The 18,001-nt window shown below is 64.2% G+C and carries 20 protein-coding genes; 8 read left to right on the top strand and 12 right to left on the bottom strand.

The annotated features are described in order from the left end of the window. Positions 1-136: 136 nt before the first annotated feature. Both Q2941_RS39605 and Q2941_RS39600 read right to left on the bottom strand, forming a co-directional pair. Entirely contained in the window at positions 137-1,510 is a 1,374-nt protein-coding gene (locus Q2941_RS39605) for an MFS transporter (RefSeq protein WP_458195879.1), read from the bottom strand. 23 nt (positions 1,511-1,533) lie between these two features. Further along, positions 1,534-2,295, bottom strand: coding sequence for a GntR family transcriptional regulator (locus Q2941_RS39600; RefSeq protein WP_458195878.1), 762 nt, complete (start codon positions 2,293-2,295; stop codon positions 1,534-1,536). 196 nt (positions 2,296-2,491) lie between these two features. Between Q2941_RS39600 and Q2941_RS39595 the strand changes: the two genes are divergently transcribed. From Q2941_RS39595 to Q2941_RS39585, 3 genes are read left to right on the top strand one after another with little or no spacing between them, the layout of a single operon-like run. After that, positions 2,492-3,691 carry a mandelate racemase/muconate lactonizing enzyme family protein gene (locus tag Q2941_RS39595; protein WP_027527228.1) on the top strand — a complete coding sequence of 400 codons (1,200 nt, stop codon included), beginning with the start codon at positions 2,492-2,494 and terminating at the stop codon, positions 3,689-3,691. A gap of 10 nt (positions 3,692-3,701) precedes the next feature. After that, positions 3,702-4,469: an SDR family oxidoreductase gene (locus Q2941_RS39590; RefSeq protein WP_027527227.1), complete on the top strand. Its 768-nt coding sequence runs from the start codon at positions 3,702-3,704 to the stop codon at positions 4,467-4,469. A 38-nt stretch (positions 4,470-4,507) separates the two neighbouring features. After that, on the top strand, positions 4,508-5,539 hold the full coding sequence (locus Q2941_RS39585) for an L-idonate 5-dehydrogenase (RefSeq protein ID WP_458195877.1): 1,032 nt from the start codon (positions 4,508-4,510) through the stop codon (positions 5,537-5,539). Positions 5,540-5,549: 10 nt separating this feature from the next. Here Q2941_RS39585 and Q2941_RS39580 read toward each other — a convergent pair whose 3' ends face one another. Beyond that, positions 5,550-6,437 (bottom strand): DUF3280 domain-containing protein, encoded by an 888-nt coding sequence (locus Q2941_RS39580; protein ID WP_254113048.1) that lies wholly within the window; start codon positions 6,435-6,437, stop codon positions 5,550-5,552. 192 nt (positions 6,438-6,629) lie between these two features. Between Q2941_RS39580 and Q2941_RS39575 the strand changes: the two genes are divergently transcribed. Further along, on the top strand, positions 6,630-8,021 hold the full coding sequence (locus Q2941_RS39575) for a sensor histidine kinase (RefSeq protein WP_027527224.1): 1,392 nt from the start codon (positions 6,630-6,632) through the stop codon (positions 8,019-8,021). Continuing rightward, complete coding sequence (locus Q2941_RS39570; protein ID WP_027527223.1) at positions 8,018-8,680, top strand: response regulator; 663 nt, start codon at positions 8,018-8,020, stop codon at positions 8,678-8,680. Before Q2941_RS39575 ends, Q2941_RS39570 begins: the two co-directional genes overlap by 4 nt. A gap of 11 nt (positions 8,681-8,691) precedes the next feature. Here the strand turns inward: Q2941_RS39570 and Q2941_RS39565 are convergent, their stop codons facing one another. The 3 genes from Q2941_RS39565 to Q2941_RS39555 form a co-directional block, all read right to left on the bottom strand. Then, entirely contained in the window at positions 8,692-9,537 is an 846-nt protein-coding gene (locus Q2941_RS39565) for a hypothetical protein (protein WP_027527222.1), read from the bottom strand. Between the two features lie 147 nt (positions 9,538-9,684). After that, positions 9,685-10,173 carry an SRPBCC family protein gene (locus Q2941_RS39560; RefSeq protein ID WP_027527221.1) on the bottom strand — a complete coding sequence of 163 codons (489 nt, stop codon included), beginning with the start codon at positions 10,171-10,173 and terminating at the stop codon, positions 9,685-9,687. Further along, on the bottom strand, positions 10,173-10,562 hold the full coding sequence (locus Q2941_RS39555) for an ArsR/SmtB family transcription factor (protein ID WP_027527220.1): 390 nt from the start codon (positions 10,560-10,562) through the stop codon (positions 10,173-10,175). Before Q2941_RS39555 ends, Q2941_RS39560 begins: the two co-directional genes overlap by 1 nt. Positions 10,563-10,843: 281 nt before the next feature. Between Q2941_RS39555 and Q2941_RS39550 the strand changes: the two genes are divergently transcribed. Continuing rightward, the gene (locus tag Q2941_RS39550) at positions 10,844-11,899 is read left to right on the top strand and encodes a serine hydrolase (protein ID WP_458195876.1); all 1,056 of its coding nucleotides are present in this window, start codon (positions 10,844-10,846) and stop codon (positions 11,897-11,899) included. Between the two features lie 72 nt (positions 11,900-11,971). Here Q2941_RS39550 and Q2941_RS39545 read toward each other — a convergent pair whose 3' ends face one another. Continuing rightward, a complete protein-coding gene (locus tag Q2941_RS39545) occupies positions 11,972-12,787 on the bottom strand; it encodes an outer membrane protein (protein WP_027527219.1) in 816 nt (271 codons plus the stop codon). Between the two features lie 283 nt (positions 12,788-13,070). Beyond that, positions 13,071-13,775, bottom strand: a complete 705-nt coding sequence (locus tag Q2941_RS39540) for an SDR family oxidoreductase (protein ID WP_458195875.1) — start codon at positions 13,773-13,775, stop codon at positions 13,071-13,073. Between the two features lie 98 nt (positions 13,776-13,873). Between Q2941_RS39540 and Q2941_RS39535 the strand changes: the two genes are divergently transcribed. Continuing rightward, a complete protein-coding gene (locus Q2941_RS39535; protein WP_458195874.1) occupies positions 13,874-14,713 on the top strand; it encodes a GNAT family N-acetyltransferase in 840 nt (279 codons plus the stop codon). A gap of 37 nt (positions 14,714-14,750) precedes the next feature. Here the strand turns inward: Q2941_RS39535 and Q2941_RS39530 are convergent, their stop codons facing one another. Continuing rightward, entirely contained in the window at positions 14,751-15,191 is a 441-nt protein-coding gene (locus Q2941_RS39530) for a hypothetical protein (protein ID WP_458195873.1), read from the bottom strand. A 636-nt stretch (positions 15,192-15,827) separates the two neighbouring features. Here Q2941_RS39530 and Q2941_RS39525 point away from each other — a divergent pair. Then, positions 15,828-16,580: a Crp/Fnr family transcriptional regulator gene (locus tag Q2941_RS39525; protein ID WP_245288245.1), complete on the top strand. Its 753-nt coding sequence runs from the start codon at positions 15,828-15,830 to the stop codon at positions 16,578-16,580. Between the two features lie 112 nt (positions 16,581-16,692). Here Q2941_RS39525 and Q2941_RS39520 read toward each other — a convergent pair whose 3' ends face one another. The 3 genes from Q2941_RS39520 to Q2941_RS39510 form a co-directional block, all read right to left on the bottom strand. After that, positions 16,693-16,884, bottom strand: coding sequence for a hypothetical protein (locus tag Q2941_RS39520; protein WP_027527215.1), 192 nt, complete (start codon positions 16,882-16,884; stop codon positions 16,693-16,695). 42 nt (positions 16,885-16,926) lie between these two features. Further along, a complete protein-coding gene (locus tag Q2941_RS39515) occupies positions 16,927-17,133 on the bottom strand; it encodes a hypothetical protein (RefSeq protein ID WP_027527214.1) in 207 nt (68 codons plus the stop codon). Between the two features lie 199 nt (positions 17,134-17,332). Continuing rightward, entirely contained in the window at positions 17,333-17,779 is a 447-nt protein-coding gene (locus tag Q2941_RS39510; RefSeq protein ID WP_254113051.1) for a phasin family protein, read from the bottom strand. Positions 17,780-18,001 lie beyond the last annotated feature (222 nt).

Genomic DNA, 18,001 nt, shown 5'->3' with positions numbered 1-18,001 from the left:
CGTAGTTGACGCCATGGGGATCATCGTCCTCGCGGTGTTGATCGTCGGACAGCGATCACGTCGGCGCGCCCGAGGCCCATGGCGGTCCGGATAAAACCAAAAAGGGCCGCCATGGGCTATGCGGTTGCGTCGTCCGTCAGTCATTCTCGTAGCCGTAGACCTCCGGCAGGATGAAGATCGCAGCGAGCAAACCGATCAGCGGGAAGATCGCGACGAACAGCGTGGCGTTCGCCTGCCCGATCGCCGAGAACAGCGCCGGGAACAGGAAGATCGCCAGGAAGGACGGCAGCTTCACGAACATGTAGGCGAAGCCGCTCGCGGTGCCGCGATACTTCGGCTTGGCGACCATGGTCGGGATGGTCATGCAGTTCGAGGCGTCCCAATAATGGCCCCACAGCATGCCGGCGGCCGCAAACGGTAGCAGGATCTTGTTGTCGGTGTAGAGCGCGAAGGCCGCGACCAGCAGCGACACCAGCACGATCGAAAAACCCGCGATCGCAATGCCGCGATGGCCGAGCTTCGGCGTCAGCAACGGCCCGACCCAGCCCGAGAGTCCGGCAAAGCAGAACAGCGCCATCGTCACCAGATTGTTGCCGAGGATGGACGACACGCCGACCATCACGAACAGCACCGGCAGGTAGAACGCGAATGTCGAGAACTCGCTTCCTTGCGCGAAGCAGGCGATCCAGCCATAGATCGTGGCGCGCCAGCGGATCGGGTCCTTCCTGAGGTCCGCAAGGAACGCGCTGGTGCGCACCTTCGGCACCACCACGTCCTGGTCCGGCAGCATAGCGAGATCGTCGTTGAACATCTCGCGCGCGACCTGCTTGGCCTCGCGGAAACGTCCCTTCTGCACCAGCCAGACCGCCGTCTCCGGCACGTCGTGCCGCATGATCAGGATGATCAGCGCGGGCACGGCACCGAGGCCGAGCGTTATGCGCCACAGCATCTCGTGCTGCATGTCGATCAGGAGGAATATCACGATGACACCGATGGTGAGGACTTCACCGACCGCGAACATGAACTGCCAGCGGTTGCCCATGATCTCGCGCTCGCCCTTGGCCATGGATTCCATGATGTAGGTGTAGCCGGTCGAGATGTCGGAGCCGAGTGGCACGCCGAGCAGGAAGCGGATGACGATCAGCCAACCGACGCTGGGCACGAAGGCCTGCGCCAGCGCCAACACGATGAACAAGACCATCGTGACCAGGAACATCACGCGGCGGCCGATCTTGTCGGACAGCCAGCCGCCGAGCAGCGCGCCGATCAGGGCGCCGCCTTGCGTGCCGGCCGCGGCGAGACCGAGCATCAGGGGATCGGGATTGTACTGCTCGCGAATGAAGATCAGCACGAAGGCGATCGAATAGAGGTCCCAGGCCTCGACCAGGATCGAGGCCATCATCAGCCACCCGACCTTATTGCCCTTGGGACTGTAGTTGGTGATGAGGTAGCGGACCGCGGCTTCGCTCGCGGCCTCCTGTGGCATGTGTTGCGCGGCCATCGTTGACATGTTCTGTTTCTCCCTGAGATTTGTTACGTGCCGAGCAGCGGCTCGATGCTGCAATCGAGCAGCCGCGGATCGATCCCCGCCTCCATCCCGACGAAGATCGCATTCATGAAGTCGATCAGCGCGTCGCTGGCTTCGACCGCCGCTTCAACGCGGCGATTGGCGATGGCCTTCAAGATGTCGAGATGGCGATCGATGGTGCCGGACAAGTCGGTCTGCCCCGGCATGTGGCGGTGATGAATGAAGCCGATGCGGCGATAGAGCGTGTGCAGCGGCCGCATCGTGTGCGCGAGGAACGGCTCGCCGCCGGCCTCCAGGATCAGCGCATCGATACGCCGGTCGATGCTGTTGAACTCGTCGAGCGTCAGCTTGGCCCGGCGCTCGCGCAGCACGCGCTCGATATGCAGGGCCTGGTTGCGATGCGACAGGCTGGCGCGATCGGCCGCGAGGCGGATCACGAAGCGTTCCATGTCGCGGCGAAGGCCCAGCAGCATGCGCTCGCGGGCGAGATCAATCGGCGCGACCTGCAAGCCGTGGCGCGGGCGGATGATGATCAGCGTGTCGGCGGCAAGCGTGTTGACGGCATGGTGCACCGGCGTGCGGCCAAAGCCCGTGATGTGCTGCAACTCGAGCATGGTCAGGAACTGACCCGGCCTCAGCTCGCAATTGACGAGCAGATCCTCGATCTTCTGATAGGCCAGCTCGACGAAATTGACGCGGTTGCGCCGGCCGATCGCGCCTTCACTTGCCGCATTGACCAGCTCGAGCGCGCGTTTGCGCCGCACCATGTTGTCCTCCCAATCGACCCCGCCTCGTCCCGGGCCGGATCGCGTCTTGTTTGTGACATGCATAAAACATGTTGTGATATATTACAAGCGGGCGTATGACTGCGGCCAGGCCGCGAGGCATTGGCGGCCCCAAATACAGTCAAAGCAAGAACAACAACACAGGCGCTTGCTGCGCTCTCGACGGGAGGTAATTGCAGTGAAGATCACGTCGATCGAGACGTTGCGCACCGAGGAATTCGCCAATGTGATCTGGGTGCGCGTCCACACCGATGCCGGCGTCATCGGCTTGGGTGAGACCTTCTATGGCGCAGGCGCCGTCGAAGCGCAGATCCACGACACCTTTGCCGGCCGCCTGCTCGGCCGCAATCCCCTGCACATCGAGGCGATCCACCGCGACATGCTCAATCTGCCGATGGCGCAGTCCTCGACCGGCGTCGAGTATCGCGCCGCCTCCGCGATCGACATCGCGCTGTGGGACCTCTTCGGCAAGGTCTGCGGCCAGCCCGTGCACCAGATGCTCGGCGGCCTCTGCCGCGACAAGCAGCGCATCTACAACACCTGCGCCGGCACCAAATATGTGCGCTCGACCAACATCCGCCCGGTCTCGAACTGGAATCTCGGCGAGGTGCAGAGCCCCTATGAGGACCTCGACGCCTTCATGAACCGCGCCGACGCGCTGGCCGAAAGCCTTCTGGAGAGCGGCATCTCGGCCATGAAGATCTGGCCGTTCGACCCGGCGGCACAGGAGAACAACGGCCTTTTCATCACCGCAGCCCAGATGAAGCAGGCGATCGAGCCGTTCGAAAAAATCCGCAAAGCCGTCGGCGACAAGATGGAGATCATGGTCGAGCTCCATTCGCTCTGGAATCTGCCGACCGCAAAACAGATCGCGCGGGCGCTCGAGCCGTACAAGCCGACCTGGTACGAAGACCCGATCCGCATGAACTCGCCGCAGGCGCTTGCCGAATATGCGCGCTCGACCGATGTCTGGGTCTGCGCCAGCGAGACGCTCGGCTCGCGCTTCCCCTACAAGGATATGCTCGACCGCGACGCCATGCATGTGGTGATGGCGGATTTGTGCTGGACCGGCGGCCTTACCGAGGGCCGCAAGATCGCCGCGATGGCGGAGACCTATCATCGCCCCTTTGCACCGCATGATTGCATCGGCCCGGTCGGCTTCATCGCCGCGATCCACATGTCGTTCAGCCAGCCGAACACACTGATCCAGGAATCGGTGCGCGCCTTTTACAAAGGCTGGTACAATGAACTCGTCACCACGATGCCCGTGATCAGGGACGGCTACGTCTTCCCGATGGAAGGTCCCGGTCTTGGCGTCGATCTGCTGCCTGCGGTATTCGACCGGTCCGATCTCACCGTGCGCCGCTCCAACGTTTGAGGATTCTTGGATGAGCTCCACCCTGTTCGATCTCTCCGGCCGGACCGCGCTCGTCACCGGCTCCTCCCGCGGGCTCGGCCGCGCGATTGCGGAAGGCCTGGCCAAGGCCGGCGCCAAGCTGATCATCAACGGCGTCGATCCCAAGCGGGTCGAACAGGCGGTCGGCGAGTTTCGCGCCGCCGGGCACAAGGCCGAAGGCGCCGCCTTCAACGTCACGGACGAACCTGCGATCGTCGCCAGCTTCGAGCGCTTCGACCGCGAGGGGCTCGCGGTCGACATCCTCGTCAACAATGCCGGCATCCAGCACCGCAAGCCGCTGGTCGAGTTCACCACTGACGAATGGCGCAAGGTGATCGAGACCGATCTGACCAGTGCCTTCGTGATCGGCCGCGAGGCCGCCAAGCGGATGATCCCGCGCAAGCGCGGCAAGATCATCAACATCGGATCGCTCGGCAGCGAGCTGGCGCGGCCGACGATTGCGCCCTACACCGCAGCCAAGGGCGGCATCAAGAATCTCACCCGCTCCATGGCGGTGGAATGGGCCCAGCATGGCATCCAGGCCAACGCGATCGGCCCGGGCTACATGCTGACCGACATGAACGAGGCGCTGGTCAACAATGCCGATTTCAACACTTGGCTGATGGGGCGTATCCCGTCAAAACGCTGGGGCAAGCCGGATGAGCTGGTGGGCGCCGCGATCTTCCTCGCCTCCGACGCCTCTACTTACGTCAACGGACAAATCATCTATGTCGATGGCGGCATGATCGCCGCGATGTGATCGCGCCCCGCCACAGAACGAGCTGAAGGAGTGAACCCATGCGCGCCGTCGTCATCCACGCGCCGAAGGATCTGCGGATCGACAGCTTTGCCGATCCCGCGCCCGGCCCCGGTGAAGTCCGTGTGAAGATCGCCAATGGCGGCATCTGCGGCTCCGACCTGCACTATTATCACCATGGCGGCTTCGGCACCGTGCGCATTCAGCAGCCGATGGCGCTTGGGCACGAGATCGCCGGCGTCGTTGCCGCAGTTGGTGAAGGCGTCTCGCGCGTGAAGCCGGGCACGCGTGTCGCGGTCAATCCCAGCAAGCCGTGCGGCCAGTGCCTGCACTGCCAGGAAGGCATGCGCAACCAGTGCCTCGACATGCGCTTCCTCGGCAGCGCCATGCGCTTTCCCCATGTGCAGGGCGGTTTTCGCGAGTTCATGACCGTCGATGCGACGCAGGCCGTGCCGATTGCCGACAAACTGTCATTGGCCGAAGCCGCAGTCGCCGAGCCTCTCGCGGTGTGCCTGCACGCCGGCAAGCAGGCCGGCCCCCTCCTCGGCAAGCGCGTGCTGATCACCGGCTGCGGTCCGATCGGTGCGTTGATGATCCTGGTGTCGCGCTTCGGCGGCGCCGCCGAGATCGTGGTGACGGATGTTGCCGATGCGCCGCTTGCGATCGCAAAGCAACTCGGCGCCACGCACGCCATCAACGTCGCGTCGCACGCCGCGGCGCTTGATCCCTGGCGCGCCGGCAAGGGCGTGTTCGACACCCTCTTTGAAGCCTCGGGCAATCAGGCTGCGCTGCGCACCGCGCTAGACGTGCTGCGGCCAGGCGCGACCATCGTGCAGCTCGGTCTCGGCGGCGAGATGACGCTGCCCATCAATTCCATCGTCGCCAAGGAGCTGCAGCTCCGCGGCACCTTCCGCTTCGATCCGGAGTTCGAGCTGGCGGTGCGACTGATGGGCGAAGGCCTGATCGACGTGAAGCCGATGATCACGGCCACCATGCCGTTCGAGAACGCGGTCGCCGCCTTCGAGCTCGCCAGCGACCGGTCACAGTCGATGAAGGTGCAGCTCACGTTCTGAAACACCGCGCCTACTGGCCCTCGATCAGCTTGTCGCCGACCAGCCGCACCGCGCCGCGATCCCAGGAATAATCGGCGCCCATGCGTAGGCCGCTGTCGCCGCGCGCGAAGACCTGGCCGGTCTTGGTGTCGCGGACCTGGAATCCGATCGTATATTCGGTGCGGCTGACCCGCCGTACCACGCCGATCAGTGACTGGTCCGCCCCGAGCTTCCCGGCGATGTCCGCCTCGCAGCCGCCGCAGTCGCGCAGCGCATGGCGCGTTACCGCCTCCCCGCTCGCGCCGCTGACGTCGACCAGGCGGTAGCGGCCGGATTGCGCGAGGCGGTCGCGCACGCCGTTGGTGACCTCGGCCAGGTGCGCGGTATCGGACTCGCTCAGGCCCGCCATTGGGGCAGCCGTGGTGTCCTCGAGCTCGAAAGCGAACACCGCAAGCGCGATCGGCGCAGGTCGCGCAAGTGCTTCAATCACCTCGCGGGAGACGAAGGCCTCGGCGCGGTTCCAGGCTTCGTCGTTGTCGCCGCGGAAAGTGTAGAGCTTCTCGAACAGGACCTTGTTGGCGCCGACGTCGATCACCGCCACCCTCGCCCACTGCACCAGCGTGCTCGTCTTCTGGACGCCGCCGACGACCTTGAATTTTGCATCGGCTTGTCCAGCGGGGGTGAGCTGATAGCGCTTGTCCGCCTCGACATCCCGCCGCAGCGCGACCATGAACGCGTTGAGCCGCTTCTCGTGGGCGGCGGTCTGGTCGACCGGCTCGCCCGACGTATCGAGATAGCCGAAATCCTCGATTGTCACGCCGACCGGCGCTGCCGCGGCCGCCTCGGTGCCCGCACCTGCTGATCGGACATCCAGGAGCACAGCGACAAGAGCAGAGAGGATCAACCGGGAGAGGTGCATGAGCGGGCCTCGTGCGACGCAGCGGACACGCAATGCTAGGCCGGCGCCTCAGACCATGCAGCAGTGCCCGTCCCGGCCAATGCCGGGAAAATTTCACGACGTTGCATTGCGGTAACGCGTAGCGCTTTCCGCCGCTGGCGTTCTGCCGTTTAATGCGGACGCGACAATACCGTCCGCGCCAGGTGCCCGCCGATGTGGAACCGCCCGAGGTTCGATCTCAAGGTCCGTCTGACGTTGCGCGTGGCCGCCGTATCGGCCGCCTGCTTCGCCGCGATCTCCGCCTATTTCCTCGTCACGGCCGACCGCGCGGTGCATGCGCGCATCGACGGAATCGCCGCCATCGTGGCGAAGACGCTGGAGCTGCAACAGGGCAAGACCCAGTGGGTGAACAGCCCGCGCTCTGACTTTCCGAACCTTGACCCCGTCTCGGCCTTCGTGATGACGCCCGGCCTGTGCCTTGGATTCCGTGGAGCAAATGGCGAGATGCTCCAGCGGTTCTGTAGCGGCGCGCCGAATCCGGCGAGCGTGCCACCGCAAGCGTTCGCGGCTTTCTATCGCGGCCTGTTCGATCCCGGCCGCGAAGCGGTCCGGCCTGTGATCGCGCGCGGAACCAAGCTCGGCGACGGCGTGGTCTGGTTTGATCCGGCCGTGCAGACCGCGGAGGCCTGGCACGAGGCCGGCCGCCTGATGACCGTGCTTGCGATCACGCTGCCGCTGCTCTGCGCCCTGGTCTACGCAGCACTGGCGCGCGCACTGCGTCCGACCCAGGTCGTTCGCGCCGGCCTCGAACGCATTGCCGCCAATGACCTTACCGCACGGCTGCCGCCCTTCGACCTCGCGGAGCTGTCCGCCATCCGCGACGTCTTCAATCATCTCGCCGCGAGTCTTGACACAGCGCTGTCCGAGCGCAGCGAACTGACGCGCAGGCTGATCGCGCTCCAGGACGAGGAGCGCCGCCATCTCGCGCGCGAGCTCCACGACGAGTTCGGCCAGTCGCTCGCCGCAATCCGCGCGCTCGCCGCGTCCGCCCACCAGACCGCAGCACAGGACTGCCCCGCGTTGCTGGGAGAATGCGACAGCATTGCGCGAACCGCGACCGGCATGATGGAGACGCTGCGCGGCGCGTTGTTCCGCCTTCGGCCGCCCGATGTCGACGAGCTCGGCCTCGTCGCGAGCCTCGAAGGCCTGGTGGCGGGGTGGAACGGCCGCAGCCACGGCCAGACGCGCTTCGATATCCGCTTCGAGGGCGCCTTCGAGAACCTGCCCACTTCCATCAGCGCCAATCTCTACCGCATCGTGCAGGAGGCGCTCACCAACGCGGCCAAGCACGCCGGCGCTACGAAGGTCAGCCTGCATCTGGCGATGGTCGCAAACGAGATCGCGCTCGCGATCGACGACGACGGCCGGCCGAACGATGCCGCCGTCAAATCCGGCATGGGCCTGCTCGGCATGCGCGAGCGCGTCGCGGCGATGCGCGGCCGGCTCAGCTTCACGGCCGGACCGGACGGCGGCTCCGCCTTGCGCGTCGTGATTCCGGTCAGCCCTGCCGACGGGCAGCTCGACGCTTTGGAGGATGCGGCATGAGCGAGGCGGGCTGGGCCATCATGCTGGTCGACGACCACGCCGTCGTCCGCGAGGGCTATCGCTCCGTCCTGCAGAAGCAGCCGGGACTGCGCGTCGTCGCCGAGGCCTCGGACGGCGCGGAAGCCTACCGGCTGTTCAAGGAGTGCGCGCCTGACCTGATCATCATGGATCTGAGCATGCCCGGCATCGGCGGTCTTGAAGCGATCCGGCGGATCAGGCAGTGGGACAAGGGCGCAAAAATCCTCGTCTTCACCATGCATCAGAACGCCGGCTTCGCCGTGCAGGCGATCCGCGCCGGCGCAAGGGGCTATGTCACCAAGACCAGCCCGCCGGAGACGCTGGTGCGCGCGGTGATGGACGTGCTTGCGGGGCGGGTCGCCATCAGCCCCGACATCGACCACGAGCTCGCGCTGAGCCGGCTCGCCGGCGAGAGCTCGGCGACCGACGTCCTCACGGCGCGCGAATTCGAGGTGCTAAGGCTCCTGCTTGCCGAACGCTCCACCGAGGAGATCGCCGAGACCCTCCACGTCAGTCCCAAGACGGTCGCGAACCTGCACTCCCTGATCAAGGGCAAGCTCGGCGTCGAGTCGGATATCGAGCTCGTCAGGCTCGCGCTGCGCCAGGGCATATTGACCCAGGTCGATCTCGGCGACGCCTGAAGGGCAGCAGCTCAAACGAGGTAGCGCGTCAGATAGCCTTCCATCGCATAGAGCGCGCACAGCGCGAGGCTCGACCACACCGCCGCGCTGAAATAGAGCGCCATCCAGGCAAGCTCCCCCTTCCAATGCGCGACGTCATGCGTCACGACCCAGCGCGTGGCGACGTCATGAAGACCTTCGAGCAGGCCGAGCAGCCTGCCGCCCTCGGGATGCCCTGCCCGCCATCGGCTCAGATACATCGGCACGTCGACGGTGACGAGGAAGGCGAGATAGCAGGCGATCCCGACGATGCCGGCAATGAGGGCCCAGCGCACCGGCCCCTGGAATTCGGGCAGCAACCGGCACAGCGCTATCCCGACCAGGAAGAAGACCACCGCCCACAGCGAATTCTCTATGGCGTTGTAGAGGTAGTTGGTGGTCAGGACCGCATACCAGGAAAAGCATTCGGCGATGATGATCACGGGCACGATCACGAGTGCGATGTTCGCGGTGGTCTGCGCCCCCGCCATGCCGCCGAGCTGGGCGAGGACGATCGCCCATTGCGCGGCGAAGCAGAGCTCAGCGGCGGTTGCGACCGAGCGGCCGACGAACACGCTCGACAGCCAGGTGTCGAACAGGCAGATCCGCTGCACGTCGGCGCGCGGCAGGAACGAGCGGAACGCACAGCCGAACACGTAGCCGGCGCAGAGTAGCAGCATGAGTCCGATTCCCGACACGCTGGCGAACCCACCCGTCGGGACCTGGTAGAATTCGCGGTACAGCATGAACCATACGAGGATGTTGACGTTGCTGACCAGCGTCAGCGAACCCCACCACCAGGCCAGGGGATTTGACCTCGCCTGCAACATCAACCGCATCGACCGCTCCGCGTGTAACCGAACCGACACCCAACCGTAGCAATTCTGTCACAAATAACCAGTCGGTCGCGACAAAAATGCGTGTGCCTGATTCGATTCGGGCCGGGCGCGAGCCCGGCCCGCGCGATCGGTGGATTGCGAGTGCGATCAACCCTTTAGGGCCGCTACATGGGCGGCAAGCTTGTCCAGCGTCTGGTAGCCGAGCTCGACGGCGCCGAAGCCGATCACGGTCTCGCGCTGCGCGGCCGTCGGGTGCAGTTGCCGCAGCGTCAGCACGGTCTTGTCGCCGTGGGCGTCGAAGGTGACCGTCATGCGGAACATGCCGGGATCCTCATCCTTGTCCGAGCCGTGATCGACCTCGATCAGCCGCGGCTTGTCGATGCGCAGGAAGCGCATGCGGTTCGGATAGACCGTGCCGTCAGGCCCGATCATGTCGAAGCGCCAGACCCCGCCGACGCGAACGTCGATCTCCTTGGTCTCGATCCGGAAGCCGGACGGCCCGAACCATTGCGGCAGATGCTTCGGGTCGGACCACGCCTCGAAGACCAGCTCGCGCGGCGCGTCGATCACGCGCGACAGCACGATCTCGCGATCGAGCGACCATTGCGACAAAGCGGGGTTGGCAGAACTCGTCATCACTCGGCACCTTTCCGTTTGGTTGTTCGGGACGGCCGCTTGGCAACCGCCCTCTCCTTCTCTTTCTTCAGCTTCATCACGTAAGCCTCGAACCGGTCGAGGCGCGCCTCCCAGATCGCCCGCTGCTGCTGGAGCCAATCCTCCGCGCCCGCCATCGCCTCCGGACACAGCCGGCAGGTGCGCACGCGCCCGGATTTTTCGGACTCGACGAGGCCGCTCTCCTCGAGCACGCGGATGTGCTTCATGAAGCTCGGCAGCGCCATCGCGAAGGGATCGGCGAGCTCGCCGACCGACGCCTCGCCGGCGCACAGCCGCATCACGATCGCCCTGCGCGTCGGATCGGACAGCGCGCCGAAAACCTGGTCGAGTCGGGATTGTTGGTTAGCCATGTAGCTAACTATAGACGGGGCGCTGAGCGCCGTCAATGATTGTTAGCCGTCCAGCTTAGTTTCTTTCCTCCGCGGGCGGAACCGTCCCCGCGCAATCGTGAATTGGGACGCGCGACATTTGCCGATAAGTGTGAAACGGGGGCGATTCGAATTGATCATCAGACTGCGTGCACCCGCTTGTTCCCTCACCGCGCCCTGCCATCAGCCGGCGCTGCCTTGCCAAGGCCGCGCTGCTGCCGCTCGCACTTGGTTTCGCCCGTCCTGCTCACGCGGACTCCGACATGATCCCGATGTTGCGGGACATCGTGGCGACAGAGCTCGCGCCGACAGCAACGTCGGATTATCCCGGTGGCCTTGCCGCCGCGCTCTATGCGGGTCGTCACGTCGACTTCTTCAACTACGGCTTCGCCGACGACGCCACCAGGATTCCGGTCACGTCGGACACGCTGTTCAACCTCGCCTCCTTGCGAAAGACCTTTGAGGCAACGCTAGTTGCGCTCGGGACACGCCGCGGCGAATTGCGGCTCGACGAGCGCGTGGCGGCGTACCTGCCCGAACTCGACGGCGACTACATCCGCCGCGTCACGATCGGCGAGCTCGTCACGCATACGTCCGGCCTGCTGCTGCCGACGGATCATCCGCCCTGGCCGAACGAGTCGTTCGACCTCACGCAGTTCCTCGACATGCTCAACGCCTTCGCGCCGCCACAGGGCGTCGAGCCCGGCAGGCAGCGCATCTACACCCATGCGGGCTATGTGCTGCTCCAGCTCGTGCTCGAGCGCCGCTATCGCACGCAGATCCGCGAGCTGATCACGAGCCGCATCCTGAAGCCGCTCGGCATGAGCTCGACATTCGTCCCGGAGCGCGCGCCTGACCACCGCGCAATGCTGAGTGATGCGCAGATGGCGCGCGCCGTGCAGGGCTATTCCGATGAGGGCACGCCGATCGGGCCGCCCGGCAATCAACAGAGCTATTTCGACTTTCCGGGCACCGGCCAGATGTTTTCGTCGGCGCGCGACCTGTCGATCTTCGTCGCGGCCTGCGCGGACGGCAGGTCGATCGAGCCCGAGCTGCGCGAGGCGATCCGGATGACGCAGCACGAGAGTTTTCGCGTCGACGAGAAGTTCGGCCAGGCCATGGCCTGGGAGACCGTGCATCTCGACGGCGTGACGGTCCTCGACAAGCCGGGCGGCCTCAACAACGCCTCGGGCTATATCGGCCTCGTGCCCGCGCGCCGGCTCGGCATCGTCCTGCTCGCCAATCGCGGCGAATATCCGCACGAGATCGCGCGCTACAGGATCCTGCCGGCGCTGGCGCGGTTGGTCGCGCAGCGATGACGCGACGCCGATCAAAATGAAAGCCCCGGCCGAGCCGGGGCTTTCGCGATCAGGCGCGGCAGCAGGATCAGATCAGCCGCCAAACTTGTAGTTCACACCGACGCGGACGATGTTCGATTTGAGATCGACCGAATGCGTGTACACACTGGAGGGGTACGAGCCAAAGGTTACACTTGTGAGATTCGTGCTGGTCGTCGCGGCGCGGCCGAGATCGACGTAAAGATATTCCGCTTTCAACGACCAGCCATTGCCGACCGCATACTCGCCGCCGACGCCGGCGGTCCAGCCGACACGGGTGTCGCGGATCGTCCCAGACTCGGCCGCACCACCGAAGTACGTATCGGTGAAAGTGAAATTGCCCTTCACGTCGGCGATCGCGGCGCCGCCAGTGGCATAGATCAGCCAACTCGGTGTAGCGAGGAAGCCGATGCGGCCGCGGATGGTGGCCAGCCAATCAGCCGAGACCGAGGAGTTGACTGTGAAGCTGCTAAAGGTGCAGCAGGGATACACCGCCGAGCCAGCCGCACTGCCCTTGAAACCAAAATAGTTGATGTCGCCTTCGAGGCCGAACACGGCGTTGCTGACCTGCCAGTTGTAGCCGGCGGTGAAACCGCCGGTCACGCTCGAGCTGTTGATGTGCTGGGCACCAACGGCCGCGATGGCAGTAACGCTGCTGGGGGCGAAGTAGCCGATCGGCGAGTAAATCGTCGAGGTGGTCGGATCCGCACTACCCCATTGGCCGCCCACATTGCCGCCAACGTAGAAGCCCGTCCAGTTGTAGGCGGGCGCCATCACGGGCGCCTTGGTGTAGCTCGGCCCGAGATCCGCCGCGAACGCGGACGCGGTGCCAAACAGAGCCAGCGAAACCGCCAGGGCAATTCTCTTCATTCCAATCTCCAACCCCTTCACGCGAGCGGCCTCGCGTCTCAAAGCATGCCGCCGACGTGTCCGGCGCAACATCGGGAATAATCTCCGCGCGCGTTGCCGTCTTGTTCTGCAGCGAACTTCGATTGGACTACAGCGAAATCAGTGGACCATTGCGCAATGGTTGTTGCCGATTTGGCACACTCCAGTGCCGCATACACCAATCGCACCAAGCCGGTAACGACAATCCGTCGCGCTCAGCCAGACATCGCTTTCGGGTTCGAATTGGCTTGAGGCGCACTCAGCCTCACACCGACCGAGTCAGCCCGCCGTCGACGCGGATGTTCTGCCCGGTGATGTAGGCGGCGCCATCGGAGGCGAGGAACGAGATCGTCGCGGCGATCTCCTCGACCTTGCCATAGCGCTGCATCGGCACGCTGTCGCGGCGCGCGTCCGTCGCCGGCAGGCTGTCGATCCAGCCCGGCAGCACGTTGTTCATGCGGATGTTGTCGGCGGCATAGGTGTCGGTGAAGATCTTCGTGAAGGCAGCAAGGCCGGCGCGGAGCACCGCCGAGGTCGGAAACATCGCGCTCGGCTCGAACGCCCAGGCGGTCGAGATGTTGATGATCGCACCTTGCTTTTGCGCCTGCATGATCGGCGTGACCAGCCGCGTCGGGCGGATGACGTTCAAGAGGTAAGTGTCCATGCCGGTGTGCCACTGTTCGTCCGTGATCTCGACGATCGGCGCGCGCGGCCCGTGGCCGGCGCTGTTGACGAGCACGTCGATGCGACCCCACTTCGCCATGGCGCCATCGACCAGGCGCTTGAGATCGTCGTTGGACCTGTTCGAGCCGGTGATGCCGAGCCCGCCGAGTTCGTTGGCAAGCGCCTCGCCCTTGCCGGAGGAGGACAGGATCGCGACTCGAAACCCGTCGGCAGCAAGCCGCCGTGCGGCGCCCGCCCCCATGCCACTGCCGCCTGCGGTGACGAGTGCGACTTTCTCTGCTGCCATGTTGATCCCCGGCTGTTGTCACGATTTGGCGGCAGGTTTATGCGCCGCCCGACCGGACGTATAGTCCGATCACGAGGTCCTGCACACGATGATTGACCATGAGTGATCTGCAAATCCGCGCCATGCGCGGCGACGACATTGCGCTCGCCGTCGAGTGGGCGGCGGCCGAAGGCTGGAATCCGGGGCTTTCGGATGCCGCCTGCTTCGCCGTCGTCGACGCTGCCGGCTTTCTCATCGGCGAAATCGACCGCACACCGGTCGCCACCATCTCCTGCGTCAATTACGACGACCGCTTCGCCTTCCTCGGCTTCTACATCGTACGAAGCGATCTGCGCGGTCGCGGCTATGGCTTGCGCATCTGGAACGCGGCGATTGCGCATGCGGGCGCGCGCGTGATCGGGCTCGACGGCGTCGTCGCGCAGCAGGACAATTACAGAAAGTCCGGCTTTGCTCTCGCCTACGCCAATATCCGCTATGGCGGGATCGTCGCGGCGCCGGCGCAGCCCTCCGACATCGTCGCGCTCGATGGGATTCCGCTGGCACTGATCGAAGCGGATGACGCCACCGTCTTCCCGGCCTCGCGCAGCACCTTCCTGCGCGCCTGGATAGGCGCACCCGGCCATATCGGCCGCGCACTGATGCGTGAAGGAAAGCTCGCCGGGTGGGGCGTGATCCGCTCCTGCCGTCACGGCCACAAGATCGGGCCGCTGGTCGCCGACGACCGCGCCGGCGCGGAAATCATCATGCAGGCCCTGCTCGCCGCTGCCGGCGGCGGCGAGGTTTTTCTCGACGTCCCCAGCGTCAATCCGGAGGCGATTGCGCTTGCGGAAAGTTTTGGCCTTGCGCCGACCTTCGAGACGGCGCGCATGTACACCAGCCCGATCCCGCCGCTGCAGCTCGACCGGGTCTTCGGCGTGACCAGCTTTGAGCTCGGCTAGTGGTTGGCCCGCGCGTTCGGTGGCGAAGACGGCGCGCTCAGTAGCAGCGCATGATGTTGACAGTCTGCTCGCCGCCGCGGCCGGGCACTGTCACCGTCTCCGACGGGCAGCTCGGCACGTAGGGCCGATCCGACGGCGCGACGTTCGGCGGAAAACGATGTGCCCAGTCCCAAGGCACGTCATAGGTATATGTGTAGCGGACGTCATTGGAGAGTTGCGGCTGGACCATCATCTCGGCGGCATAGGAGTCGCTCGTGGGAGGCTCGTAGTAGAAGCCGCCGCCGCCCGGCCAGGAAACAAACGAATTCCGGCGATGGAACCGCGCCAATGGTGCGATCCGCGGATGGACGGCGGCCGGTGCTCCGACCACGCCACGGGGCGCGGCGCCGCCCGATCTCGCAAAACTGTTGCTGGTGGCAAGAAGCAGCGCGGCTGCGCTCAGCGAGGCGAGTAACGCCCCATATGATCTATACGTCATGATACGCACCAACTCGTTTGGCCTGCGATGCTGCTCTCCGCCAGCACGCTAGGCCCTGCCGTCGCCCCCCCGCAAACGTATAATTAATTGTTGGTTAAGGCACGGGATTAACGGTTCCGCGCCCCCACCAGTGATCCTGACGGTGACGACTCGCACCCACGGGCCGATCATCGGTCGCACAAGTTTCGGAACGACTACACGACCGATATCAGGTCGCCAGTTCCGTTGCACCTCTCAAGACGGGTTTCGCGGACGACGTTTCGTATTCCACGAATTTCAGATGGTGCCCATCATTTGCGGTCAACATGCGGGAACCCGGTCCGCGCACCACGCTCTCCCTACGGTGATACCCATTCCCGTTTTGCAATTTGTTTCTGACGACTTATCTGCTTCAACGTGTTTACACGTTAATTGCGAAAATGCTCCGAGCAGAAAAATCAGACTCGCGAGAGCAGTGTTGAGTCTTTGGTTTTATTGCGATGAAGGCGTTTGGATGAAGGCGTTTGGATGTGACTTGGAAGCCAACGTCCGTCGAGAGAGCAGATACGAACATGTGCTAGAGCCACCGTTCGAAACCGCTCGGAGGTGTGGCAGGCGCCTCACGGGGAGTCACTTGCAGTGACAATCCCTAGCGGAATGGACAACCGCCTTCTGAGAATATTGCCGCGAGCCGACTTTGATCTGCTCGCGCCCGAGCTCGAGAAGGTGGCGCTCAACCAGGACGCAGTCCTCTCGCAAGCGGGCGAGCGGATGGAGCATGTCTTCTTCCCTAATAGCGGCGCGATTTCCCTCATGATCGAGATGGCAAACGGACAGACCGTTGCCACCGCGTCAATCGGCCGCGAAGGTGCAATCGGCATACTCTCCGTGTTCGGAGCGTCGCTTTCGGTGATAACGGCCACCGTTCGTATGGCGGGAACCGCCTCGCGGATTCCGGCAGCGCGATTTCATGCGGCCTTTAGCCGGAGTCCCGCGATCCGGCAGGCGGTCCAGGTTCATATCACGTCGTTACTGACGCAGTTTCAACTTGGCGTAGCCTGCAATGCGCTGCATCCGGTCGGAGCCCGGATGGCCCGCTGGCTGCTGCAACTGCGCGACTGCACCGACAGCGACGTCCTCCCGCTCACTCAGGAGGCGCTGTCGCAGATGCTCGGTGTGCGACGAACCACAGTCACGCTCCTGATGCGCAATCTGCGCGAGTCCGGAGCGATTCGATCCGATCGACGGGGCAAAATCGAGGTTGATCGACCGCGGCTCGCCGCCGCCGCATGCGAATGCCACGCCAGCATGCGTCGCCAGATCGCAGAGATCTTCTCGGCGAGCGCGCCCCGGTCTCGCGCGTGGGCCATGCCGGCCAGCGTAAGGGATGACCGGGACAAGGCTGTTTGAGCGTTGTCCGGGCGACACGCTAAAGCGCGATGAGATCGGCATGAATTGTCATCGCGCCTTAGGTTGTTCCGGATCGTGCTTCAGCACCTCGATTCGGATTTCCCAGCGTCGACTATCTTGTGTCGGTCTGATGAGGCGCAAATTTGGATTGCGTCTCCAGCTTGCCGAGCTCGTGCAGGACCTTTGCCACCTCTCGCAATTCATTGCGCGCAGGGCCCGGCTTCAGCCGTCGCGCTTCGACGAGAAAATCCTTTGCTTGCAGCAGCAACGTGGACACTTCACCGGAAATCTTCTTCTTCGCCATCGTGGGCCCCTATCAAAATCATCGATGACAGCGTGATCAGGCCTAGAGACCCGTGCCGCGACGCCGCACACGGAGTGCCGGCTCGTCGACCCAAGCTTCCTGTGCGAACCAGGCGTGATCGACGGAGCAGATCGGACAGCGCGTGCGTCCGAAAAATACCGCGCTACACCGAAAGCGCTCGCGATCCGTTGCGATTCCGGTCGGAATCGCGCGTCCGGTTTGCGGGCATTTGACCATGAGCATACCCATCTCTTCCTCCTCCTCGGAATCGACCTCACTATTGTTGGAGCAGGAACCGGCCGGTTGGATTGCGCCTCTTATGTCGGTGCGTTGAGTTGGGGGGCATCGCGCACCTGGCCATCGTCTGATCGAGCATGGTGTGGGGCCATGCCAGTGGCGGGGCTTCTTCCAACCGGCCGTATTGCCCTCCTCTCCGAACGGCGGACGTTCAACCGGCCTTCTGGAAAACTTTGGCGACCTGCTGTCTGATCGGCTCGCCCGATTGCGTTGCAAGTCTCTGCGTAAGCTCCCACAATTGCCTGTTCTGGGCCGAGGCAGCATCAAAAGCCCTGCGCGCTTCCGCCGCCGACGTGGCGAAAACGTCGGTCATCGACTTGCTGCTCGCCATACGCGAAAAGTAATCGATCGCGGAGCTTGCGTTCGCATTCGAAATCTCGATGACCTTGAGCCCGTATTCGGTCGCAGTCTTGGCACTGTTCGAATAGGTCTCGCGAAGCGCTTCGGTCATCTCCTGCGAAACTGTCTTGATCTTCTCGCAACCCTCCTGCGTGCGGGCGGCTCGCTGCTCGGCAAGCTGCTCGAACAGGGGCCAACCGACGTTCGGAAGCCCGAACGCGGACAGTCCGAAACCATTTGAACCATTTGCTGCTTTCACTTCGGCTTTCGTTTCACTTTCACTCACAGCGCCTACCCTCTACTCAAGCAAAATCATTTCTCACGACGCATGAATTGCGCCGCAAGCGCCCACGGAAACGGGAGCGCCCGTTTTCCGTATCGATCAGCCATATTGATGAGCTTCACATCCAGCCCGCACGTCGAATATGCATGACGAAGGCGAGGCCGTCCGTTCGATTTGCGACTCTCGCTTGGATTTTTT

This window comes from Bradyrhizobium sp. UFLA05-153, assembly GCF_054185185.1.
The sequence above is the reverse complement of the archived record's forward strand: the minus strand, read 5'-3'. Positions and strand labels throughout refer to the sequence as shown.